The 21,816-nt window shown below is 55.6% G+C and carries 27 protein-coding genes and 4 tRNA genes; 11 read left to right on the plus strand and 20 right to left on the minus strand.

What is annotated here, in order from left to right:
- Positions 1–177 precede the first annotated feature (177 nt).
- Together rpmE and CKV94_RS00440 are read right to left on the minus strand one after the other, a co-directional pair.
- Positions 178–393: a 50S ribosomal protein L31 gene (gene rpmE / locus CKV94_RS00435; protein ID WP_003822986.1), complete on the minus strand. Its 216-nt coding sequence runs from the start codon at positions 391–393 to the stop codon at positions 178–180.
- A 130-nt stretch (positions 394–523) separates the two neighbouring features.
- Positions 524–1,135, minus strand: a complete 612-nt coding sequence (locus CKV94_RS00440; RefSeq protein WP_003822987.1) for a phosphatase domain-containing putative toxin — start codon at positions 1,133–1,135, stop codon at positions 524–526.
- Positions 1,136–1,332: 197 nt separating this feature from the next.
- Here CKV94_RS00440 and dusB point away from each other — a divergent pair, with 197 nt between their 5' ends.
- From dusB to CKV94_RS00465, 5 genes are all read left to right on the plus strand, one after another.
- Positions 1,333–2,337: a tRNA dihydrouridine synthase DusB gene (dusB, locus tag CKV94_RS00445; RefSeq protein ID WP_003822989.1), complete on the plus strand. Its 1,005-nt coding sequence runs from the start codon at positions 1,333–1,335 to the stop codon at positions 2,335–2,337.
- A 102-nt stretch (positions 2,338–2,439) separates the two neighbouring features.
- On the plus strand, positions 2,440–2,679 hold the full coding sequence (gene fis / locus CKV94_RS00450; protein ID WP_003822990.1) for a DNA-binding transcriptional regulator Fis: 240 nt from the start codon (positions 2,440–2,442) through the stop codon (positions 2,677–2,679).
- 63 nt (positions 2,680–2,742) lie between these two features.
- Positions 2,743–3,231, plus strand: coding sequence for a 5-(carboxyamino)imidazole ribonucleotide mutase (gene purE, locus CKV94_RS00455; protein WP_003822991.1), 489 nt, complete (start codon positions 2,743–2,745; stop codon positions 3,229–3,231).
- A 258-nt stretch (positions 3,232–3,489) separates the two neighbouring features.
- Positions 3,490–3,972 carry a ProQ/FINO family protein gene (locus CKV94_RS00460; RefSeq protein WP_003822993.1) on the plus strand — a complete coding sequence of 161 codons (483 nt, stop codon included), beginning with the start codon at positions 3,490–3,492 and terminating at the stop codon, positions 3,970–3,972.
- A gap of 153 nt (positions 3,973–4,125) precedes the next feature.
- Positions 4,126–5,205, plus strand: coding sequence for a T6SS immunity protein Tli4 family protein (locus CKV94_RS00465; RefSeq protein WP_003822994.1), 1,080 nt, complete (start codon positions 4,126–4,128; stop codon positions 5,203–5,205).
- Between the two features lie 149 nt (positions 5,206–5,354).
- On the opposite strand, the gene CKV94_RS00470 is transcribed toward CKV94_RS00465, so the two are convergent.
- From CKV94_RS00470 to CKV94_RS00545, 16 genes are all read right to left on the minus strand, one after another.
- Entirely contained in the window at positions 5,355–5,564 is a 210-nt protein-coding gene (locus CKV94_RS00470; protein ID WP_003822996.1) for a hypothetical protein, read from the minus strand.
- Between the two features lie 199 nt (positions 5,565–5,763).
- Positions 5,764–6,627 (minus strand): acetyl-CoA carboxylase, carboxyltransferase subunit beta, encoded by an 864-nt coding sequence (accD, locus tag CKV94_RS00475; protein WP_003822997.1) that lies wholly within the window; start codon positions 6,625–6,627, stop codon positions 5,764–5,766.
- A gap of 136 nt (positions 6,628–6,763) precedes the next feature.
- A complete protein-coding gene (locus tag CKV94_RS00480; RefSeq protein WP_003822998.1) occupies positions 6,764–6,997 on the minus strand; it encodes a hypothetical protein in 234 nt (77 codons plus the stop codon).
- Between the two features lie 12 nt (positions 6,998–7,009).
- Complete coding sequence (gene trpA, locus CKV94_RS00485) at positions 7,010–7,792, minus strand: tryptophan synthase subunit alpha (protein WP_035580384.1); 783 nt, start codon at positions 7,790–7,792, stop codon at positions 7,010–7,012.
- Between the two features lie 61 nt (positions 7,793–7,853).
- A complete protein-coding gene (locus tag CKV94_RS00490) occupies positions 7,854–9,209 on the minus strand; it encodes a PFL family protein (protein ID WP_003823000.1) in 1,356 nt (451 codons plus the stop codon).
- 190 nt (positions 9,210–9,399) lie between these two features.
- On the minus strand, positions 9,400–9,690 hold the full coding sequence (locus CKV94_RS00495; protein ID WP_003823003.1) for an ACT domain-containing protein: 291 nt from the start codon (positions 9,688–9,690) through the stop codon (positions 9,400–9,402).
- 97 nt (positions 9,691–9,787) lie between these two features.
- On the minus strand, positions 9,788–10,558 hold the full coding sequence (locus CKV94_RS00500) for a PhnD/SsuA/transferrin family substrate-binding protein (RefSeq protein WP_003823006.1): 771 nt from the start codon (positions 10,556–10,558) through the stop codon (positions 9,788–9,790).
- Positions 10,559–10,956: 398 nt separating this feature from the next.
- Positions 10,957–11,032, minus strand: a tRNA-Ala gene (locus CKV94_RS00505).
- Positions 11,033–11,036: 4 nt separating this feature from the next.
- A tRNA-Met gene (locus tag CKV94_RS00510) sits at positions 11,037–11,113 on the minus strand.
- Positions 11,114–11,278: 165 nt separating this feature from the next.
- Positions 11,279–11,695 (minus strand): RNA polymerase-binding protein DksA, encoded by a 417-nt coding sequence (dksA, locus tag CKV94_RS00515; RefSeq protein ID WP_003823010.1) that lies wholly within the window; start codon positions 11,693–11,695, stop codon positions 11,279–11,281.
- 92 nt (positions 11,696–11,787) lie between these two features.
- Complete coding sequence (locus tag CKV94_RS00520) at positions 11,788–12,348, minus strand: YggT family protein (RefSeq protein ID WP_003823011.1); 561 nt, start codon at positions 12,346–12,348, stop codon at positions 11,788–11,790.
- Between the two features lie 6 nt (positions 12,349–12,354).
- The gene (gene proC / locus CKV94_RS00525; RefSeq protein WP_003823012.1) at positions 12,355–13,149 is read right to left on the minus strand and encodes a pyrroline-5-carboxylate reductase; all 795 of its coding nucleotides are present in this window, start codon (positions 13,147–13,149) and stop codon (positions 12,355–12,357) included.
- A gap of 101 nt (positions 13,150–13,250) precedes the next feature.
- The gene (locus CKV94_RS00530; RefSeq protein ID WP_152907607.1) at positions 13,251–13,739 is read right to left on the minus strand and encodes an SMI1/KNR4 family protein; all 489 of its coding nucleotides are present in this window, start codon (positions 13,737–13,739) and stop codon (positions 13,251–13,253) included.
- A 164-nt stretch (positions 13,740–13,903) separates the two neighbouring features.
- Complete coding sequence (locus tag CKV94_RS00535) at positions 13,904–14,602, minus strand: YggS family pyridoxal phosphate-dependent enzyme (RefSeq protein ID WP_035580394.1); 699 nt, start codon at positions 14,600–14,602, stop codon at positions 13,904–13,906.
- A gap of 2 nt (positions 14,603–14,604) precedes the next feature.
- Complete coding sequence (nadE, locus tag CKV94_RS00540; protein WP_035580397.1) at positions 14,605–15,405, minus strand: NAD(+) synthase; 801 nt, start codon at positions 15,403–15,405, stop codon at positions 14,605–14,607.
- Between the two features lie 10 nt (positions 15,406–15,415).
- On the minus strand, positions 15,416–15,772 hold the full coding sequence (locus CKV94_RS00545; RefSeq protein WP_003823020.1) for a hypothetical protein: 357 nt from the start codon (positions 15,770–15,772) through the stop codon (positions 15,416–15,418).
- Between the two features lie 182 nt (positions 15,773–15,954).
- Here CKV94_RS00545 and CKV94_RS00550 point away from each other — a divergent pair, with 182 nt between their 5' ends.
- The 5 genes from CKV94_RS00550 to ubiE are packed head-to-tail and all read left to right on the plus strand — an operon-like array spanning position 15,955 to position 18,435.
- Positions 15,955–16,491 (plus strand): GNAT family N-acetyltransferase, encoded by a 537-nt coding sequence (locus CKV94_RS00550; RefSeq protein ID WP_003823022.1) that lies wholly within the window; start codon positions 15,955–15,957, stop codon positions 16,489–16,491.
- 26 nt (positions 16,492–16,517) lie between these two features.
- Positions 16,518–16,919 carry a gamma-butyrobetaine hydroxylase-like domain-containing protein gene (locus CKV94_RS00555; RefSeq protein ID WP_003823023.1) on the plus strand — a complete coding sequence of 134 codons (402 nt, stop codon included), beginning with the start codon at positions 16,518–16,520 and terminating at the stop codon, positions 16,917–16,919.
- On the plus strand, positions 16,907–17,281 hold the full coding sequence (locus CKV94_RS00560) for a hypothetical protein (RefSeq protein ID WP_003823024.1): 375 nt from the start codon (positions 16,907–16,909) through the stop codon (positions 17,279–17,281). The genes CKV94_RS00555 and CKV94_RS00560 overlap by 13 nt, the downstream gene beginning before the upstream one ends.
- Positions 17,282–17,310: 29 nt before the next feature.
- Positions 17,311–17,667, plus strand: a complete 357-nt coding sequence (locus tag CKV94_RS00565; protein ID WP_003823025.1) for a hypothetical protein — start codon at positions 17,311–17,313, stop codon at positions 17,665–17,667.
- A 30-nt stretch (positions 17,668–17,697) separates the two neighbouring features.
- Positions 17,698–18,435: a bifunctional demethylmenaquinone methyltransferase/2-methoxy-6-polyprenyl-1,4-benzoquinol methylase UbiE gene (gene ubiE / locus CKV94_RS00570; protein ID WP_003823026.1), complete on the plus strand. Its 738-nt coding sequence runs from the start codon at positions 17,698–17,700 to the stop codon at positions 18,433–18,435.
- A 559-nt stretch (positions 18,436–18,994) separates the two neighbouring features.
- Here ubiE and CKV94_RS00580 read toward each other — a convergent pair.
- Positions 18,995–19,081, minus strand: a tRNA-Leu gene (locus CKV94_RS00580).
- Positions 19,082–19,118: 37 nt separating this feature from the next.
- A tRNA-Leu gene (locus CKV94_RS00585) sits at positions 19,119–19,205 on the minus strand.
- Positions 19,206–19,296: 91 nt separating this feature from the next.
- Between CKV94_RS00585 and rnr the strand changes: the two genes are divergently transcribed.
- A complete protein-coding gene (gene rnr / locus CKV94_RS00590) occupies positions 19,297–21,675 on the plus strand; it encodes a ribonuclease R (protein ID WP_003823028.1) in 2,379 nt (792 codons plus the stop codon).
- The last annotated feature ends 141 nt before the right edge of the window (positions 21,676–21,816 follow it).

Genomic DNA, 21,816 nt, shown 5'->3' on the forward strand with positions numbered 1-21,816 from the left:
AACCTGCAATACTCTGCTAAATATGGCCTGTCTATGCCATTTTCCAACTGCTTCAGTCAAAACTTTTCATTTCTGCCATATTCAGCCTGTTGGGCATCTATTTCCTGCCAGTTCAAGCTATTTTCAGTCAAAACAAAAGGCTGCCTTTCGGCAGCCTCGGGGAAACACGGCAGCAAATTAACGTTGGAACATATTGCCGTATTTCTGATTGAATTTGTCCACACGACCGGCGCTATCCACGATCTTCTGTTTACCAGTGTAGAACGGGTGGCACTCGGAGCAAACTTCAATGTTGAATTCGGTTTTGCTCATGGCAGATTTAGTGATAAATTTGTTGCCGCAAGAGCAGGTAACATTGACTTCGTGGTAGTCGGGATGAATCTCAGGTTTCATGATTTTTCCTTTAAAAAGCGGGTATAGGGAATTTGCCTATACTACAGACAAGCGGCGAATTGTACTTAAAAACGTCCATTAAGGCAATAGGCTGCGCGCATATTAGGCTACCTGAAAACTTATTTTTCGGCTATTTAGGCTGCGAACGCAACTGCTGCAAATGCGTCCGCACTTGGCGCACGTTCTCTTCGGTAAACAAATCCTCGATATTGCGCCAGATGCTGTGGAAGCCGTAGGGGCCGTGGCGCATTTCGTTTTTGGCTTGCTCCACCGTCCAGCCCTGGTAGATGATGCGGTACATGCCGGCAATCAGGCCAGTGCGGTCGGCGCCGTGGTAGCAATGGATCAACACCGTCCCTTCAGCCTGCTGCTGTTCAATCAAATATAGCGTTTCGGCCACCTGTTTCGGCGTAATCCGCCAAGTGAGCAGCGGCTGATTGAACAGCGCGATACCCCGGTCGGCCAACACTTTGCGATCGCCACTGCGGTTGAAGTAGCGCAGGTTCACCACGCTTTTCACGTTCAAAGATTGCAACAACTCCACATCTTCCTCCACCGGCTGCTCGCTGCGGTAGAGTTTGTCGTCCACCCGATACAGATTAGCCGCCTTGCTCACCTGCTCCGCCCAAGCCGGCTGCCCGGCAGGCGGCGTTTGCACCTGTGCCTGCGGCTGCGCGCAGGCGCTCAGCATAAGTGCCAACAACAGCCCGCCCAAACAGGTTTTATTTATTTTTGTTCCCATCGTGCAATCTCTTTTCTAATTCTTGTAACACAATACTCAAATGAAACTTTCAGGTAGCCTTCATCGCAATCGCAGGCTACCTGAAAAACAATAACGGCACGCATTGTAAATAAGCATGCCCGTTCCGACAACCGCCGCCGCACTTGGAGGCTTTGTCTAAAAAATGTACAATTCCCAATTTACAGCAGTTCAGCTTTATGCAAATCGGCCCCTACACTGTTTCCCCCGCCGTGGCGCTCGCGCCGATGGCCGGCATCACCGATAAACCGTTCCGTATGCTGGCACGGCAATTCGGCGCCGGCTGGACAGTGGGCGAAATGATCAGCAGCAACCCCGATCTGCAAAACACGCGCAAAACCCTCAACCGCATCGACCGCAGCGGCGAAAGCGGGGTGATTGCCGTGCAGATTGCCGGCAGCAACCCGGCTCAAATGGCCGAAGCTGCCCGCTACAACGTGGCACAGGGCGCGCAGCTCATCGACATCAATATGGGCTGTCCGGCCAAGAAAGTATGCCAGGTGCAGGCTGGCAGTGCCCTGCTGCAAAACGAGCCCTTGGTGGCCGAAATTTTACATGCCGTGGTGCGCGCGGTGGACGTGCCGGTTACGCTCAAAACACGGCTGGGCTGGCACGACGAACACAAAAACATCCTCACCATTGCCCGCATGGCAGAAGACGCCGGTATTGCCGCCATCGCTATCCACGGCCGCACCCGCACCCAAATGTATCGCGGCCAGGCCGAATACGGCCTGATTGCTGAAGCCAAACGCCGCCTGAGCATTCCCGTGTGGGTAAACGGCGATATCGACAGCCCGCAGAAAGCCGCGCGCGTATTGGCCGAAACCGGTGCCGACGGCGTGATGATCGGCCGCACCGCCCAAGGCCGGCCTTGGCTGTTCCGCGATGTGGCGCACTACCTCGCGCACGGCAGCCTGCCGCAGCCGCTGCCTTTTCAGGTAGCCTCTGAAGCCCTGCTCGGCCATATCCGTGCCATGTACGGCTTCTACGGCGAAGCGGCCGGTATGCGCATCGCCCGCAAACACATCGGCTGGTATCTGGCCGACCTGCCGGAAGGCGAAGCCGAGCGCCGCCGCCTCAACGTGCTGGAGAGTGCCGAAGCGCAATACAACGGGCTGGCCGCCTGTTTGGCCGCACAGTCCGAACAATACGAATACTGGCCCTGCCCCTGGCGGCAGGCCTGAAACACTGCAAACCACACGAAGGGAAGCTGGCAATACCCGCTGCCGCATCATGTGCCGGTTTGTTGCCCCATTTTTACACCACAATAATAAAAGGAGAGCAAAATGCTCCATCAGAACAGCCATATCACTACTTGCATCGAAAACAGCCTGCAGCAATACTTTACCGATCTCGACGGCCAACCGGCGCACGACGTGTATCAAATGGTGTTGCAGCAAGTAGAACTGCCGCTTTTGCGCTACGTGATGGCGCATTGCGAAGGCAACCAATCCAAAGCCGCCCAAGTGCTCGGCCTAAACCGAAATACCCTGCGCAAGAAGCTCAGCGCCTACGGCTTGATTTAGCCGCCATGCCATGGCCAATATTTTTCAGGTAGCCTCTTAACTCCAAACCACAAGGAACACTAAATGACTCAAATCGGCATCATCATGGGCAGCAACAGCGATTGGGCCGTGATGCAGCACGCCGCCGCCGTGCTCAAACAATTCGGCATCGCCTACGAAACCCGCGTGGTTTCCGCCCACCGCACGCCCGACTTGATGTTTGAATACGCCGAAACCGCCCGCGAACGCGGCCTGCAGGCCATCATTGCCGGTGCCGGCGGTGCTGCCCATCTGCCCGGCATGGTGGCCGCCAAAACCACCCTGCCCGTGCTCGGTGTGCCCGTGCCCAGCAAATATTTGCGCGGCGAAGACTCCCTGCTCTCCATCGTGCAAATGCCCAAAGGCATCCCCGTGGCCACCTTCGCCATCGGCGAAGCCGGTGCTGCCAATGCCGCCCTCTTTGCCGCCGCCCTGCTTGCCAACCACGACCCCGCACTGGCGGCCAAACTCGCCGATTTCCGCGAAACCCAGCGCCAAACCGTGCTGGCAATGGAACTGCCCGAAGCCGAATAACTAAAACCTTGCTTGCCTAACCCGTTTGGCCGTGTACTGACTGTATGTACTTATACAACTAGCTGCCTAGCATGAAAAAAAGCTTCAGCTGCAAAATCCACGCTATTCAGGCTACCTGAAAGCAACACCCGCCGTCTGGCAAAATAGCAATTATTGCCAGACAAAGCCGCACAAACCGGCAAAAACGTAAGGATTGTTCGCCAAAACTGCCAAGCTGTGCCACAATCCACCCACTACCCCACTAACCGAGAACCTGCCATGACACAAGAAACCGCCTTGGGAGCCGCCCTCAAGTCTGCCGTGCAGACCATGAGCAAGAAGAAGCAAACCGATCTGATTGCCGACCACATCTACGGCAAATACGACGTATTCAAACGCTTCAAACCCCTGGCCTTGGGCATCGACAAAGACCTCGTTGCCGCCCTGCCCCAATACGACCCCGCCCTGATCGCCCGCGTGCTTTCTAATCACTGCCGCCGCCCGCGCTACCTCAAATCGCTGGCACGCGGCGGTAAGCGCTTCGATTTGAACAACCGCTTCAAAGGCAAAATTAGCCCCGAAGAGCAGGCCATCGCCCAGCAACACCCTGCCGTGCAGGAAATGCTCGCCCGCCAAGCCGCCAAACAGGCCGAACAACAAGCAGCCGAGGCTGAAGCCGCCGTTGCCGAACAGCCCGCCGAAGCCACAGCAGAAACTGCTGCGCCCGCCGCAGAAACCCCTGCCGCCCCGGCAGCCGAATAAATCTACGGCCCATAAAGGCTACCTGAAAAGTTTCAGGTAGCCTTTTGCTGTACTTCAGTATGAATTAGCGCCAATGAATACTCACAACCACACTACAGGCTACCTGAAACTTTCAGGTAGCCTCAAACTCTAATCCAACATAAGGAAAACCACATGCGCACACCCATCCTCCTCCCCATCGCCGCCCTGCTGCTCGCTGCCTGTGCCGGCAACCCCCTGCCTCCGCCCACCGCCGACCAACCCACCGACACCTCCATGATCAACACCGCATTTTGGACCGCCCAGCCCTACTGCGCCGGCCGCGTGCAAATGCGCCTGCCTGCCGAGCGCCGCTACGGCTCAAGAAACCAAGGCCAAACCGAAAGCTACCGCTACAACGGCTGGCAAATCAATCATTACGTCGACGATTGGCGTTTCCTCAACGTCATCCTCACCCAAAGGCGGCAAGGCGGATTTAACCGCTATTTTGAGCGGAGTACCGGCCATGGCGAAGGCTATATCGGCGAGCGCGAGCTTATCCCCGGCCGCGCCTTCCTGCAATTCACCCGCAAAACCCCCATGTTCGACGGCAGCCGCCTGAGTGCCAGTCTCGGCATCCGCTACGATGCCGAGCTCATCGTCAAGCTCGGCCCAAACGGCGGTTTCCACACCGACGGTGAATTAAAAATCCCCACCCCGGGCGGCACAGAACCGAACAACTGGCGTGAACAGGAACGCTCACTGCTCAACAAAGCAACGCATGAAATGCGCCGCGACCTCACCTCCCGCCTGCGCGAGCGCCAGCCATACGAAGTACCTAAACATCAAGGTGTATGCATCCCCGACGGCTTCTTCGCCGACAACGGCGATACCCCCTTTAAAGGCAGCTCCCGCGTTTATTTCGCCGGCCAAGACGACACCTATATCATCATCTCCCACGGCCGCAACCCACGCGGCGCTTCCATCGCCAACGGCCGCAACCATCCCGACACCGAAGGCTTGAAAGGCTTTATGCAATCGCTCACCGCCCACGCCGTCCGCCAAGGCCCGCGCACCATCAACGGCATGCCCGGCTACGAAAAAATCAGCCGCTGGGACGGCAACCACTACCTGCTTAGATGGGAGCGCGAAAGCGACCACCTCCTCGTGATGATGCCCTTCGGTACCGAAACCTTCGACGGCACCAAACGCAGCCAGCAGGAAATCTTCGCCATTTGGGACACTGTCCTGACCACCCTCAAACCGGTGGAATAACCCGGCAACCCAAGCAAAAGGCTACCTGAAACAGTTTTTCTGTTTCAGGTAGCCTTAATTTATCGGGTGTAGCACAGCTATTGCCGCACCTCCTTGGGGCAGGCAAATTGATCTGATGGCAGCTTATCTTTTTTCAGACCAGCTGCACCCTATTTCCCGGCATTCAGGTTAACCGGAATCGGATCCGGCGCCTTGTTTGGGCTGTATTCATCAAAATAAATCATCCGCTCCTGCTCATTCCAGCTCAATTTGCGCGATGGGGAGGAATGTTCGGCCAAAACCTTATCCAAGACGGCGCGGCACTGGCCAGCGGGCAGGCGGTATAAGGCCAAGGCTGCATTGGCATCAAACGAAGGCATGGCCTGATCAACGTACCTGCAGCCTACACTGTTGCTCAAGCACGCCCATTCCTCGGCACACAACGGATGGGATTATATCGGAGGCAGGCGGCTTGATGGGAGGCTACCTGAAAACAGCTTTCTAGTTTCAGGTAGCCTCCCCAAAAACGGCAAAACAGGCCGTATTGCTCCGGCCTGTTTCGCTTCGTATCTCTCCCAACTAAGCCGCCACCGGCTGGTTGCGCAGCAGGCGGATAAGTTTGGCGATGCGCGCTTTCATTTCGCGGCGGTCCACAATTTGGTCGATGGCGCCTTTCTCCAGCAGGAATTCGGCGCGCTGGAAGCCTTCGGGCAGTTTTTCGCGCACGGTCTGCTCAATCACGCGCGGGCCGGCAAAGCCCACTAGCGCGTTCGGCTCGGCCAGCACCACGTCGCCCAAAAAGGCAAAGCTGGCAGAAACGCCGCCCATGGTCGGGTCGGTGAGCACGGAAATAAAGGGCAGCTGTTTGTCGCTTAACAAGTGCAACACGGCGCTGGTTTTGGTCATCTGCATCAGTGAGCTCAGGCCTTCCTGCATCCGCGCCCCGCCGGAAGCGGCAACACAGATAAAGGAGCAGCCGTTTTCCGCCGCCGCGCGCACACCGCGCACAAAACGTTCGCCCACCACCGAGCCCATCGAGCCGCCGATAAAGCGGAATTCAAATGCAGCCACCACCACGGGCAGCCCGTCCATTTCGCCTTTCATCACCACCAAGGCATCGTTTTCGCCGGTGGCTTTGCGCGCCGCGCTGAGGCGGTCGGGGTATTTTTTGCTGTCTTTGAATTTCAAAATATCGGTGGGCTTCACCTCGGCGCCGATTTCTTCGCGGCCAGCTTCGTCTAACAGCAGATCCAGCCGCTCGCGGGCGCTGAGCGGATTATGGTGGTTGCACTTGGGGCAAACTTGGTGGTTTTCTTCCAAATCGGAGGCATACAGCACTTCAGAGCAGGCCGGGCATTTGCGCCACAGGCCTTCCGGCACGCCGGATTTACCGCTGTCTTCGCGTTTGATTTTCGGGGGGAGGATTTTGTCGAGCCAACTCATGATTTACTCCATTTGCTCCTAATTAGGTTTGGTTTGCCACTTGGGGCAACAGCCGGGCGGGATAGTAGCCAATAGCGGCGGTTTAGGCAAGTTTTGTAAAGACCGCAAGGATTTTGCCTGGCTACGGGCGGCGGTTTTACAAGCAAATCGGGCAGTAGGCCAAACAGGCATCCACCACTTCTTCCGCCGTGGGCGCGTAATCCGCCGGGCCGCTGCTGCGGGCGTTCCACCCTTCGGGGTAGAAAAACAGGCTGCTGCCTTCGGGATGGAGCACATTGAGGTCGAACTCTGCCATCAAACCGTCCAGCACATCATCGCCTTCTTCCACCAAGATGCGCTTCCCTAAATCGATTAATTCGTCCCGCGTCATTTTCAGGTAGCCTTAAATGGCTTCTCTCAAGCTTTTCACCAACTTGCCTGCGGCTTCTACCTCGCGGCCGGGGTTGGCTTCGATTTCTTTCACAATGCGGCTGCCGATCACCACGCCGTCAGCCACGGCGGCGACTTGCCGCGCGCTCTCGGCATCGGAAATGCCGAAGCCAACGCAAATCGGCAGCGGCACATGGCGTCGCAGCACAGCCACTTTTTCCGCCACTTCCGCGGTGTTCAGGCTGGCCGAGCCGGTAACGCCTTTGAGCGATACGTAATACACGAAGCCGGAAGCCAGCTTGGCAATTTCGGCCATCCGTTCCTCGCCGGTGGTGGGGGCAACCAGGAAAATGGTATCGAGCCCGGCGGCCTTGAGCGCGTTATGCAGTGGGGCTACGGTTTCAATCGGGCTATCCACCGTGAGTATGCCGTCTACGCCGGCCTCTTTGGCGGCACGGGCAAATGGCTCATAGCCCATTTTGTGAATCGGATTCAGGTAGCCCATCAAAACCACGGGGGTGCTTTGGTTGCTTTGGCGGAAGCGGCGCACGGTTTCCAATACGTCTTTCAGAGTAACTCCGTTGGCCAAGGCGCGTTCGGCTGCACGCTGGATGGTGGGGCCATCCGACATCGGGTCGGAAAACGGCACGCCCAGCTCGATAATATCCGCGCCGTTGGCAGCCAGACTGTGCATCAGCTCCAGAGTAGTTTCAAGGTTTGGGTCGCCAGCGGTGATGTAGGCAACCAAGGTTTTATGTGTATCGGCATTTTGAAAAACTTGTTTGATTCTGCTCATGATTTCATCCATATCTGAGGCTACCTGAAAACCAAATAAAAGGTTTCAACTAGCCATTGGTTTAATTCTTCAACGACTGCACCGGCGCGGGAATCCGCCCGCCGCGGTTCACGAACACTTCGCAGCTTCCTTCCTTCACCGGCATAATCGGCGCGTAGCCCAGCAGCCCGCCGAATTCTACGCTTTCGCCCACGCCTTTGCCGGTTACGGGGATAATGCGCACAGCGGTGGTTTTGCTGTTGATCATGCCGATGGCGGCTTCATCGGCGATGATGCCGGAAATGGTGGCGGCTGAAGTGTTGCCCGGCACGGCCACCATGTCCAGCCCCACCGAGCATACGGCGGTCATGGCTTCGAGTTTGTCCAGCGTCAGCACGCCGCTTTTCGCCGCCGCAATCATGCCTTCGTCTTCCGACACGGGAATGAACGCGCCGCTCAGGCCGCCGACGGCAGAGGAAGCCATCATACCGCCTTTTTTCACAGCATCGTTCAACAGCGCGAGTGCAGCGGTGGTGCCGTGCGTGCCGCAGATAGTCAGACCCATCGCTTCCAGAATGCGGGCGACGGAATCGCCAACGGTGGGCGTAGGCGCGAGCGACAAATCCAAAATGCCGAACGGAATATTCAGACGGCGTGCCGCTTCCTGCCCGATCAGTTCGCCCACCCGCGTGATTTTGAACGCGGTTTTCTTCACGATTTCGGCAATTTCAGTCAAATCCTTGCCATCGCAATCCGCCAACGCGGCCTGCACCACACCGGGGCCGGACACGCCCACGTTCAGCATCACATCGCCTTCGCCCGCGCCGTGGAACGCACCCGCCATAAACGGATTGTCGTCCACCGCGTTGCAGAACACAACGATTTTGGCGCAGCCGAAACCTTCAGGCGTAGTTTCCGCCGTGCGCTTGATGGTTTCCCCCATCAGCTTCACCGCGTCCATATTGATGCCGGCGCGGGTGCCGCCGATATTGACTGAGCTGCACACGATGTCAGTGGTTTTCATCGCTTCGGGAATGGAGCGAATCAACACTTCGTCGGATGGCGACATGCCTTTTTGTGCCAGCGCGGAAAAGCCGCCGATAAACGACACGCCGATGGCTTTGGCCGCCTTGTCCAGCGTTTGCGCGATGGAAACGTAGCTGTCCGCCCCCGTAGCCGAGGCGATTTGGGCGATGGGCGTTACGGAAATGCGCTGGTTCACAATCGGCACACCGTATTTGGCCGACAGCTCGCGGGCTACCTGAACCAAGTCTTTGCCCACGCGGGTGATTTTATCGTAGATATTTTGGTTTAGCTGGTCGATATCAGGCGAAATGCAGTCGTGCAAATCGATGCCGATGGTAAGCGTGCGCACGTCGAAATTTTGGTCGGCAACCATGCGGACGGTTTCTAAGATTTCGGTAAAGCGAAGGGACATTTTCAGGTAGCCTTTATATTGTTGGATTAGATTTTGAGTTTGACATACATATTTCCATGGGTCCCCTCAACACTTTTGCGCATCTGGTATGCGAATATCTCTGGGTATTTCTTCACTCTAGGCTATCTGAAACCTATTCCATGCCTGAAATACTGTAATCGCGGTGAAGAACTTTCAGGCAGCCTGAAGATTAAATCCGGTGCATGGCGTTGAATAAAGCTTCGTTTTGCATACGGATATCCAAGCTCAGCTTCTCACCGGCTTGGGCGAATACGCTCAGCATTTCTTCGCGGCTTTGCGGGCAGCGGCTGGTATCCATCAGGATAATCATGGTGAAATATTCGCCCATGAGCTGCTGGCTGATATTGAGGATGTTGATTTGGTGTTCGGCCAAGAGTTTGGATACGTCGTAAACGATGCCGATGCGGTCTTTGCCGATAATGGTGAGTATGGAATGGGGGGTGGGTTGGGGCATAGTCATTCAATTTCCGTGTGACAATTTGAGGCCTTTGCGAAGTGCCGCTCTGCGGTGTATTCGCAAAGGCCTCTGTGATATAAGCATAAAACAGTGGCCGCGCTCAATCATCCTGTTTGCCGTTTTCTTCGGCATCGGCCACCATCTGTTCGGCGGCTTCTTGGGTGAGGGTGGCGAAACCGGCAGGCAAATCCAATGCTTCCAACGTGGTTTTGCCGGTGGGTTTGTCGGCCATCTCGGCAAATGCCTGCCGCAGGGCTTCTTGCTGCTCGGCAAAATCGGGATGCAACACCACCATATGCGTTACGGCGGCAAAACTGCCTTCCTGCAACACGCGCAGTTGCTCAAGCGTACGCTTGCTCATGTGGGCATAGGTGCTGGCCAGAAAGAAACCGGCCTGTGCTTGGCCTCTAATCAAGGCAGAGGCTGCCTGAGGGAAGGTGGCGGCTTCTTCGATTTTAAGCTGTTCCACATCCAACCCGGCCTGTTTCAACAAACGCAGGCCAAGACAACGGATATCAGGATTGGGGCCGGTTTTAATCAACGCATCAACCGGCAAATCTTCTATTTTTTGATACTCTGATTCGGCGGATACGGCCACTACGGCTTCATCGAATTTATCTTTCAAACACACCAGCGGCAAATAGCCTTTGTCTTTAATCAGTGCCACGGCATCAAAAGCATTGGCATAGAGCATATCCATTTTACCGCCCTCGGCTAACTCCTGTATTTCTACAGCATTAGCAGGCAGATGCAAATGGATGGAGAGTTCGGTTTCGCGCTGTAAATGACTGCTGAGTAGATACCAATGGCTGAAGTGGTCGGGCAGGTAGTCCGGCGCCACCACAAAGTTGATTCCAGCTTGTTGCACCATAAAACTTTTTCCTTGTTTTTGCTGGGTAATTCCTGTATTTACAACAAATGAGAATGTGTATTTGTGTTTCAAGATTGGATTGAGGCTACCTGAAAACTTAGAAATTCAAACATCAACTGCATTCCAAGCGCCCTACCCTTATCGCCCCAAAACAGCATGGGCGAAAAGAGTCATTATCGTTCTAATGTAATTATCTTACCACCTTTACCTACGATAAAAAACCACCTATATAGGTGATTTTTTGCTTGGCATGGATTTGAGAGAAGCAGCATCAGGCAAGGGTTTGCTGCCAATATTGATTCTCCTCCACCACATCAAGTGTGTATACCCAACACCATACGGCAAAGGCTACCTGAAAATGCAAAAGAGCCGGCTGTTTTAGCCGACTCTTTTAAATTTGGTGGAGGTAAGCGGGATCGAACCGCTGACCTCTTGCATGCCATGCAAGCGCTCTACCAACTGAGCTATACCCCCAATTTGGTGGCGAATCAGGGACTCGAACCCCGGACACAAGGATTATGATTCCTCTGCTCTAACCAGCTGAGCTAATTCGCCGCTCATTCAGAAAGCGCGCATTATACGGCTTTCTTAAATTCTGTCAAACCCCAAAACACAATTTTTTTGCTACAGCCTGATTTATATAGATAACTAATTTTCACGCTGCTTTTGCACAATCCAAACAGGCCGGCATTCCACTTGCCGGCCAGTTGGTTTGAAGCATCAATCCGCAAACTGTTTCTTCATGCGCTCTCGCCGCTCTTGCGCTTCCACCGATAAAGTAGCGGTGGGGCGGGCAAGCAGGCGTTTGAGACCGATGGGCTCGCCGGTATCAACACAATAGCCGTATTCGCCTTCATCAATCTGACGCAGCGAGGCCTGGATTTTATTCAGCAATTTGCGCTCACGGTCGCGGGTGCGCAACTCCAGCGCATATTCTTCTTCCTGCGTGGCACGATCGGCCGGATCGGGAGCAGCTTCATGGTTTTGCAGATGGCCGGTAGTGTCGGCCGCCTTTTGAATCAGCTCATCTTGCAGCTTAACCAGCAACTCACGGAAGAAAGCCAGCTGATCGGCATTCATATACTCCTCTTCCGGGCCTTTCCAGTTGATGATGTCTTGCTCGGTTAATTTTGCCATGAGTTATCCTTTTTGTGAAATTCTACCAACCGCCCCTTCCCGCCAGCGGCTGCTTCTTTTATAAAAAGGCGGAATATAAAACAGCCGCCAGCTTATGGCAAGAGCAAAAAATTCAAATGCATGATAATTGCCGGCAGCCCCCAGCTAATCCAACCCCACAGCAAAAGTGCCAACAGGCTACCTGAAAAATCCCAGCGGCCAATACGCAAAAAGGCAAACGGGCGGCACAGCGGCTCATACACACGGTTGAGCACTGCCACCAGCGGCGAATACGCCTGTGATAAAGACAGCACCATGCGCCACAACAAACCGCCAAGCAACACATAAGCCGCCGAACGCGTCAGGGCGAGCGCAGCAAGCAACACATCAGCCGCCGCGATCTGCCAGCCGAACATCCCTGCCGGCAGATTGATGAGCGACAACAACAAATATAACACCGCATACAGCAGCCAGGCCGCCAAAATACAGGCACTGTCCAAAACGCCCAAGGGCGGCAGCAGGCGGCGCAGCGGCTTCACCAGCCAGTCGCTGCTGCGGCAGCAAAACTGCGCCAGCGGGTGCATATAGTTCAAACGGCCGTATTGCAGCAGGCAGCGCGCCAACAGGAGCATGGCCAGCGCATCGGCGAGCAGGGCGACAAATTGATTAAACATACCACCCTATTCCGCCAACTGCTCAGCCAATTCCTGCGAACGCGCCACGCAAGCAGCCACGCCCGCGACAATCGCTTCGGCCACACCGTGCGCCTCAAAGCTTTGCAGCGCAGCATAAGTCGTACCGCCCTTAGAGGTAACTTTTTGGCGCAAATCGGAAAACTCTTCGCCACTCTGCTCGGCCAAACGCACCGCGCCTTGGAAGGTGGCCAAACTGAGCTGCCGCGCTTCTTCCGCATTGAAACCTTGCTGCCTTGCGGCGTTTTGCAGCGCTTCAAGCAGGTAGAACACATAGGCCGGGCCACTGCCACTGATACCGGTAATGCGGTGCAGGCCGTCCTCACTATCCAGCCACAGGGTTTGCCCGCTGGCGCGCATGATACGGTCGGCCAATTCCCGGTCGGCAGCGGATGCGCCGCTGTCGGCAAACAAGCCGGCCACACCCTGCCCCACTTGCGCCGGCGTGTTCGGCATGATGCGCACGATGCGGCGTGTACCGCCCAACCAGCGGCTCAAGGCCGCACACGGCAGCCCGGCGGCAATCGACAACACCAGCGCGCCGCCCGTTTGCACCTTTTGCAGCGCCGCCTGCATATCTTGCGGCTTTACTGCCAACACCAGCACGTCGCCCTCATTCAGCGGCGGCAGCTCTGCAGCAGTGGCGATGCCGTATTGCTGCGCAAGCGTGGCCAGTTTGTCGACACTGTAGTCGATGGCACAGATATCGAAACCGCCGGCGCGGCTCATGCCGGCGATAATGGCAGAGGCCATATTGCCTGCGCCGAGAAAATAGATGGTCATGATGTTTCCTTATGTGGTGGTTGGAAAGTTTCAGGTAGCCTCATCTACCTACCGACAGGCTACCTGAAAACCTATCTGCATCTTTTCAGGTAGCCTGTTACCTACCAATATGCAAACGGATATTGCTCATACAAACCCGGTGCAATGGTATCCATCCGGGTTTTGAAAGCATCCCGTATCGGCTGGCCGGGTTCCGGTTGCGTTTCGAACAGCCCTTCAAGCTCTTGAAAGAGGAAGGCCGTTTGCAGGAAGGGAATGAATCCGATGCCCATATCGGCAAACCGTGCATCGGCTTCATCGTATTCGCCTTGATCGTGGTCATAAAACAAAATGTTCCCGCTCTCTTTGCCGATGAACCAGGTATCGCCCTGCCCCGCATCGCCGATCAGCCAATACCGCGCAGCCACATCGGGATAGTCGCTGCCCAGGCGGCGGTTTTCGCCAAGCGCGGTCGGGTAATCCCAAAGCCGGATATCGGGCGTGATTTCCACGCTTTCGCATTGCTGCAAAAAAGACAAATACGCTGCAGGCAAAGGCGGCAGTTTGTCCAAACGCTTAACCGCAACTGCACGCTTGGGCAGCTTAGCCATAATTTGTTCTGCAGAAAGTGGGGTAAACATGTTTGTCAAGCTGGCTTTGGAAACCATAGGCTACCTGAAAGCTTCGGCTTCAACGAATTAAATACAGAATCTTCACACAGTACGGCACATTTTTCAGGTAGCCTCCCCTAGCAGCAAAAGGCTACCTGAAACCTTTATTCGCCATAATCCCGCTGCCCGAAAATAGCACTGCCGATACGCACATGGGTAGCGCCGCAGGCAACGGCAGTTTCCAAATCGTCCGACATGCCCATGGAGAGCACGTCCACATCCAGCCCCTGCGCCTGCAGAAATTGCAGCAATTCGTTCATGCGGCCAAACTGCTGGCGCAACTCTTCTTCGCTGCTGCCCAGCCGCGCCACGCACATCAGGCCGCGCAGTTTCAGCCTGGGCAGAGAGGCTACCTGAAAAGCCAGTTCGCTCAACGTTTCCTCTTGCGGCGGCACACCGTGTTTTACGTCTTCACCGCCAATGTTCACTTCAATCAGCACTTGCAGCGGCGGCATAGTTTCCGGCCGCTGATCGCTCAGGCGGCGGGCGATTTTTTCACGGTCGACGGTGTGTACCCAATGGGCGCGTTCGGCGGCAATGCGGCTTTTGTTGGATTGGATATGGCCGATGATGTGCCAGCAGATGTCGGGAATATCGGCCAGCTCGCTGCTTTTCTCTTCAAATTCCTGCAGATAATTTTCGCCGAAATCGCGCTGCGCACTTTTCTGGCACAACAGGCGAACATCGGCGGCGGGAAAGGTTTTGCTCACCGCAATCAGTTCAGGCTCGGGGCGGCCTGCCGCTTCGGCGGCAGCCCAAATACGGGCGCGCACGGCGTGCAGGTTCATGGTTAGCACTCTCATCATCATTTTTCCTTTTCATCAAATAATTCGCTGGGAATTTTGCACACGGGGATAGGCTGGATTTTGTGCAGCGTGGCACGGTGCAGGCGTTGGTAAATCTCGAACACTTCGCGCTCGCGGCCGAAAAATTCTTCTGCGCGGCGGCCGGCTTCGCTTTGCGCCATCGCCCATTCCAGCTCGGGATAGCTCGCGCCCATCTGCTGCTCGTCGGTGCGCTCTTCGTCCCACAGCCCGTCGGTAGGTGCGGCTTGGCGGATGGCGGGCAGCACCGCCAAGGCTTCGGCCAGGGTGTATACCTGGGTTTTGAGCAAATCGCCGATGGGGCTTAAATCCACGCCGCCGTCGCCGTATTTGGTGAAAAAGCCCACGCCGAAATCTTCCACCTTATTGCCCGTGCCCGCCACCAGCAGACCGTTGATTTGGCCGTAGTAATACAGCGCGGCCATGCGCAGGCGGGAACGGGTGTTGGCCATGGCCAGGTTTTTATTGGCGGCAGCAGTGTCGGCCACACTGCGCTCGAACTGCTCGAAAGTGGGGGTTAAATCCAGCGTTTGGCTGCGCACGTTGATAAAACGGTGCTGCAAGTCGGCGATGTGTTCGTTGGCCCGCTGCAACTGGTCGGCCTGTTGGCGGATGGGCAGCACTACGCACAACACGTCCAGCCCGCTGTGCGCACACAGGGCAGACACCACGGCGGAATCCACCCCGCCGGAAACGCCCACCACAAAACCTTTCGCGCCCGCGCGCACGGCATAATCGGCCAGCCAGCGGCTGATGTGTCGGATAACGGCTTGGGTTTGCATCATGTTTTTCCTATTTTGATGAGCCGCCAACGCATAATTCATCGGCGGCCTGTTGAATATAAGCGCTCAATGAAGCCAGGCCGGCTTCATCCGCAATCCTTGCATTCTCTTCCAAATAATAATACTGCCCCAGCGAATCGCTCACATCCACCCTGCCTTGCAAAGTTGCCCGGTTTAGCTCCATTTCGAGCACCACTTCATCGTTATCGCTATTTTTCAGGTAGCCTTCCCGCAGCAGCAGGCTGAGCAGAATCCTAATCGCACGCGGGCGCACAAAAATATCCGCATCAATTTTCAGCACCCGAATATCGGCCGAAAGCTCGTCGCGCCATTTGATGATGTGTGCCAACAATTCTATCTCGCTCATTTGCCACCCTTCGCTCGGTTGCACGGCAGAGGGTAATATATCGCCAATCCGCCCAAAAGCCAAATGCCAAGCCCAGCCCGGCAATCTGCTAAAATTCCGCAGAGGCTACCTGAAAACCAAAGCCTCAGCGTAATAACAATGAACGCCGCAGATTTCTGCACCGCTCAAACCGAAAGCAAGCAATGGAAACCCTCCGCACCACCCGCCTTATCCTCCGCCCATGGACACTCGCCGACGCTGCCGCGCTCTACGCGCAAGCCCAAAATCCCAAAATAGGCGTCATGTGCGGCTGGCTGCCGCATAAAAGCGTGGCAGAAAGCCGGGAAATTATCGAACATATCCTGTTTAAGCCCCATTCCTTCGCCATCTGTCTGGCCGACCATCAACTCATCGGCAGCATCGGCCTCCTCTTCCCAAACGACAGCAATTTGCCACTGGCCGCAGGCGAAGCCGAAATAGGCTATTGGCTGGGCGAAAGCTTCTGGGGCAAAGGCTATGCCACCGAAGCCCTGCAAGCCATGATTGCCTATTCTTTTGAAAAACTAAGGCTAACCCGCCTATTGGCCGGCGCTTATCAAGAAAACATCCCCTCACAAAAAGTGCTGGAAAAACGCGGCTTCCGCCACCGGCAAACCATAGAGCACTTCTTTTCCAAGCTCACCGGCGAAACCCACACCGCCATGCTATACGCATTAGCCGCCACCCCCATTTTCAGGTAGCCTCTATCACACAGCAAAGGAACCCCATGCTCCATCAACCTCCGCAACAAATCCGCCTGCAAGCCGGCCGCCAAGGCCTCGTATTAGTTTACCCTGATGCCGAATACACCCTGCCCGCCGAATACCTGCGCGTGTATTCCCCCAGCGCCGAAGTGCGCGGCCATGGCCACGGGCAGGCCAAACTGCAAGCCGGCAAAGCCGGCATCAGCATCACCGACCTGCAGCCTGCCGGCAACTACGCCCTCAAAATCACCTTCTCCGACGGCCACGACAGCGGCCTCTACAGCTGGGGCTACCTGTATGAATTGGCAAGCGGATACGCTACAATGTGGCCCGATTACCTGCGCCGCCTTGAAGAAGCCGGCGCCTCCCGCGAACCTACCGAACAAACCCTTGCTATCCCGAAAGGAAAGAAATGTCCGCATTAAGCCGCACACTCCCCGCCCTCATCGCCGCCTCCGTTTTGCTGCTGGCCGGCTGCGATAAAGTTGCCGACAAAGTTGCCGACAACGCCGCCGGGCAAATCGACGACCAAAAAGCCCGCAGCGAATTCGTTACCAACTGCGCCAAATCTGCCGTCGAATCCTCCAAAGGCTCAATCAATAACGAAGCAGCCACCAAACTGTGCGGCTGCACCTACGACCAAGCCGCCTCCACCTACAGCAGCTCCGAAGAGTGGAAGAAAGACCTCATCCGCTACGGCCTGAACCAAAACAACAAAGAGCTGGAAGCCAAAATCCAAGCCGCCATGACCACCTGTATCGACCGCTTCTCCAAAGGCCAGCTATAACCCTTCTGCAGGCTACCTGAAAGCACTTTATGTCCACCAAACCCGCCCTCATCGCCTTAAGCTTCTTGCTCCTGGCCGGCTGCGACTTTATTGCCAATAAAGCCGCCAGCAACGTAACCGAGCAAGAAGCCAAAGACGGCTTTATCGAAGGTTGTGTCAAAGGCGCACTCGATCCGCAAGCCTTCAAACGCCAATTGAGCCAAGCAGAAGCCTCCAAGCTCTGCCATTGCGCCTACGACACCGCTTCCGCCCAATACACCGACCGCGAAAAATGGAAACGCGACCTGATTCGCGCCGGCCTGTCCCCCAACGACCAAAACCAGGAAATCTTTCAAAAACTGGTGGCAGGCCTGCAAAGCTGCGCCGCCAACCAAAACCTGATGTAACACGCCCAAAGGCTACCTGAAAGCACCATAATGACCGACAAGCAAACCCATTTCGGTTACCGCACCGTAAACGAAAGCGAAAAAGCCGCCAAAGTGGCCGAAGTATTCCACTCCGTCGCCAAAAAATACGACATCATGAACGACGTGATGTCCGGCGGCCTGCACCGCGTGTGGAAACACTTCACCCTCACCACCGCCCGCGTGCCCAAAGGCGGTAAAGTACTCGACATTGCCGGCGGCACAGGCGACCTCTCGCGCGGTTGGGCCAAACGTGTGGGCAAAGACGGCGAAGTCTGGCTCACCGACATCAACTCCTCCATGCTCAGCGTGGGCCGCGACCGCCTGCTCAACGAAGGCCTGCTCCTGCCCGTGGCAGTATGCGATGCCGAAAAACTGCCCTTCCCGGATAACTATTTCGATCTCGTTTCCGTATCCTTCGGCCTGCGCAACATGACGCATAAAGACGCTGCCCTCAAAGAAATGCACCGCGTGCTCAAGCCCGGCGGCACACTCTTGGTGCTGGAGTTTTCCAAAGTAGCCAAGCCGCTTGCTCCGGCCTACGACCTCTATTCCTTCAAGCTCCTGCCGCTGATGGGCAAACTCATCGCCAAAGATGCCGACAGCTATCAATACCTGGCCGAATCCATCCGCATGCATCCCGACCAGGAAACCCTCAAGCAAATGATGCTCGACGCCGGCTTCAACAGCGTGGACTACCACAACATGAGTGCCGGCATAGTGGCTCTGCACAAAGGTGTGAAATTCTGATTGCTGCTTGTAGTTTGTAAAGTAAAAGGCTACCTGAATATTTTCAGGTAGCCTTTTGCAAAATAGAAATAAGGATGACTTAAGAACCATCAATAACAAAACCAATAAAGAGACTTGGTATTGCACACATAAACAATCAATTACCTACCCTACCAATTCAACTATAAATATCATTAGCATAAGCACGAATATAGCCAATGCTGAAAAGAAATTAATTCTATACAGCTTCGCAAGGGGCGAGCTATTTCTCTTACCCAGCAATATTTTAAACATTAAAGGATAGAGTGAAGCAGATTTCAACATAAAATCACCAAATCCAGAAATAGCTTTTTCCTGTTTGAATATTTTATAGCTTAAAATTAAATGAATATTAACTTGTATAATATAAACAATAGACAGGATTGGGAATAAATAGGTTTGTTGCATACTTCACCTCAGATATAGAGTTATTTTCCACAAAACCCACGCTTTTCAGGTAGCCTTCCGCTTGTTGGCTCATATCCATACGCACAAAACAAATCCCGCAAGGTTCAAACCATGCGGGATATTATTGATTCTTTGGTGCCCAGGAGAAGACTCGAACTTCCACACCCGTGAGGATACCAGCACCTGAAGCTGGCGCGTCTACCAATTCCGCCACCTGGGCGAGCAATTTCCATTTCAGTTTCAATTAAAGCAAGTTGTGGTGCCCAGGAGAAGACTCGAACTTCCACACCCGTGAGGATACCAGCACCTGAAGCTGGCGCGTCTACCAATTCCGCCACCTGGGCTTTGCTTTAATCGAACTTTGCGGTAAAGTGCATTGCTCTTTATGCAAGAAACGCGCATTATAGCGCCAATTTTCCACTTGTCAATTTATATATGAAGAAGAAAACCTCGCTCCGACTGCAAGACCCTTATCTGCAGCGGGAAACACAACGCTACGAACACCCCCTGCCCAGTCGCGAATGGATTACCGAAATGCTGGAAGACAGGGGCGTGCCGCTGAAAACCGAATCTTTAGCCATCCTGCTCGATATTGCCGAGCACGAAATGCCCTTTTTCGAACGCCGCCTGACTGCGATGGTGCGCGACGGGCAAATCCTCATCAACCGGCGCGGCATGGTGTGCGCTGCCGAAAAACTCGCGCTGGTGAAATGCCGCGTTGAAGCACATAAAGACGGCTTCGGTTTTGCCGTACCGCTCACGCCCGACGGCCAGGGCGACTTCGTGCTGCCTGCCCGCCAGATGCGCGGCCTGATGCATGGCGACACGGTAACCGTGCGCCCGGCCGGCACCGATCGGCGCGGCCGCCGCGAAGGCCAGGTGCTCGATGTGATTGAACGTGCGCAGAAAACCGTAGTCGGGCGGCTCATGATAGAGCGCGGTATTGCCATGCTCTCACCCGAAGACAGCCGCCTGCCCGACAGCATCCTGCTCGAACCCGATTCGGTGGGCAAGGCCAAGCCCGGCCAAGTGGTGGTGGCTCAAATCGATGCCTACCCCGACGCGCACCGCCCCGCCGTGGCCAGCGTGGTGGAAGTGTTGGGCAACTATGCCGACAGCGGCATGGAAATCGAAATTGCCGTGCGCCAGCACCACCTACCCCACCAATTCTCCACCGCCTGCGAAAAAGCCGCTGCGAAAATCCCTTCTGCCGTGCGCAAAACCGACCTCAAAGACCGTGAAAACCTGCGCGACCTACCACTGGTAACGATAGACGGCGAAAGCTCGCGCGATTTCGACGATGCCGTGTATGCCGAAAAACAAGGCCGCAATTTCCGCCTGGTGGTAGCCATTGCCGACGTGAGCCACTATGTGAAGCCCAAAGACGCGATTGATGCCGACGCGCTGGATCGCGCCACCAGCGTGTATTTCCCACGCCGCGTGATTCCCATGCTGCCAGAAAGCCTCTCCAACGGCATTTGCTCGCTCAATCCCGATGTGGATCGGTTGTGCATGGTGTGCGACATGGTGTTCACCTACGCCGGCAATCTTAAATCCTACCGTTTCTACCCCGCCGTGATGCGCTCCCATGCCCGCCTCACCTACACCCAAGTGTGGGACTGGATTCAAAACGGCAGCGACAACCCGCTCAAGCCGCACATCGACACCCTCTACAAACTCTATCAAATCCTGCTCAAAAAACGCCACCAGCGCGGTGCGATGGAGTTTGAAACCACCGAAACCGAGATGATTTTCGACAAACAGGGCAAAATCAAACGCATCGTGCCCGTGGTGCGCAACGAAGCCCACCGCTTGATTGAAGAATGCATGCTCGCCGCCAACGTGTGCGCTGCCGAATTCCTGCTGAAACACCAGCATCCCGCCCTATTCCGCAACCACTCCGGCCCCACTCCGGAAAAGCTCGCTACCCTGCGCGAGCAGCTCGGCCTGCTCGGCCTTACCCTCGGCGGTGGCGACAAACCCACCCCGCTGGATTATGCCGCACTTTTCGCCCAAACTGCCGAGCGCCCCGACCGCGAGCTGATTCAAGTGATGCTCCTGCGCTCCATGCAGCAGGCCATGTACGAGCCGGATAACAGCGGCCACTTCGGCCTTGCCTACCCCGCCTACACCCACTTCACCTCCCCCATCCGCCGCTACCCCGACCTCCTCGTGCACCGTGCCATCAAAGCCGTGCTTTCAGGTAGCCGCTACAACCCCGCCGAAAACTGGAGCGCGCTGGGCATCCACAGCTCGCAATGCGAGCGCCGTGCCGACGAAGCCAGCCGCGACGTGGAAAACTGGCTCAAAACCTACTACATGCAAGACAAAGTGGGCGAAATATTCAGCGGCACCGTCAGCGGCATGGCCGGCTTCGGCCTGTTCGTTACTCTCGACGACATCCACATTGAAGGCCTCGTCCACATCAGCGAACTGGGCGAAGACTACTTCAACTATCGCGCCGAAACCATGAGCATCGAAGGCGAACGCAGCGGCTTGCGTTTCAGCATGGGCGACAAAGTTGTGGTTCAGGTAGCCCGTGCCGACTTGGATACCCGCAAAATCGACCTCATGCTCATCAGCGGCGGCAGCCTGCCCGGCAAAGGCAAAAAACCCGCAGCCAAAGGGAAAACTGCCACAGCAAAAGGCAGAACCCGTAGCCAAGCTCCCGCCGGCAAACCTGCTGCCAAAAGCAAGGCCAAAGCCCCCGTTGCTCCGGCCAAGAAAACCCGCAGCCGCAAAAGCAGCCAGCCAGCTCAGGCCGTCCAGCCCAAAGCCAAACGCAAGCCCCGCACTCGCAAAAAAAGCGGCTAAGCTTTGAAAGAGGCTACCTAAAAATAAACAGGCTACCTGAAAACGGATTTCCACTTTCAGGTAGCCTGTTCGGTTGATATAGCAAGCCAACAGAACTTTTGATACAAGTCGGTGAGCAGCAGGCAGACAGAAGTATGGCAA

The sequence above is a fragment of the Eikenella corrodens genome, from assembly GCF_900187105.1.
GTDB lineage: Bacteria > Pseudomonadota > Gammaproteobacteria > Burkholderiales > Neisseriaceae > Eikenella > Eikenella corrodens.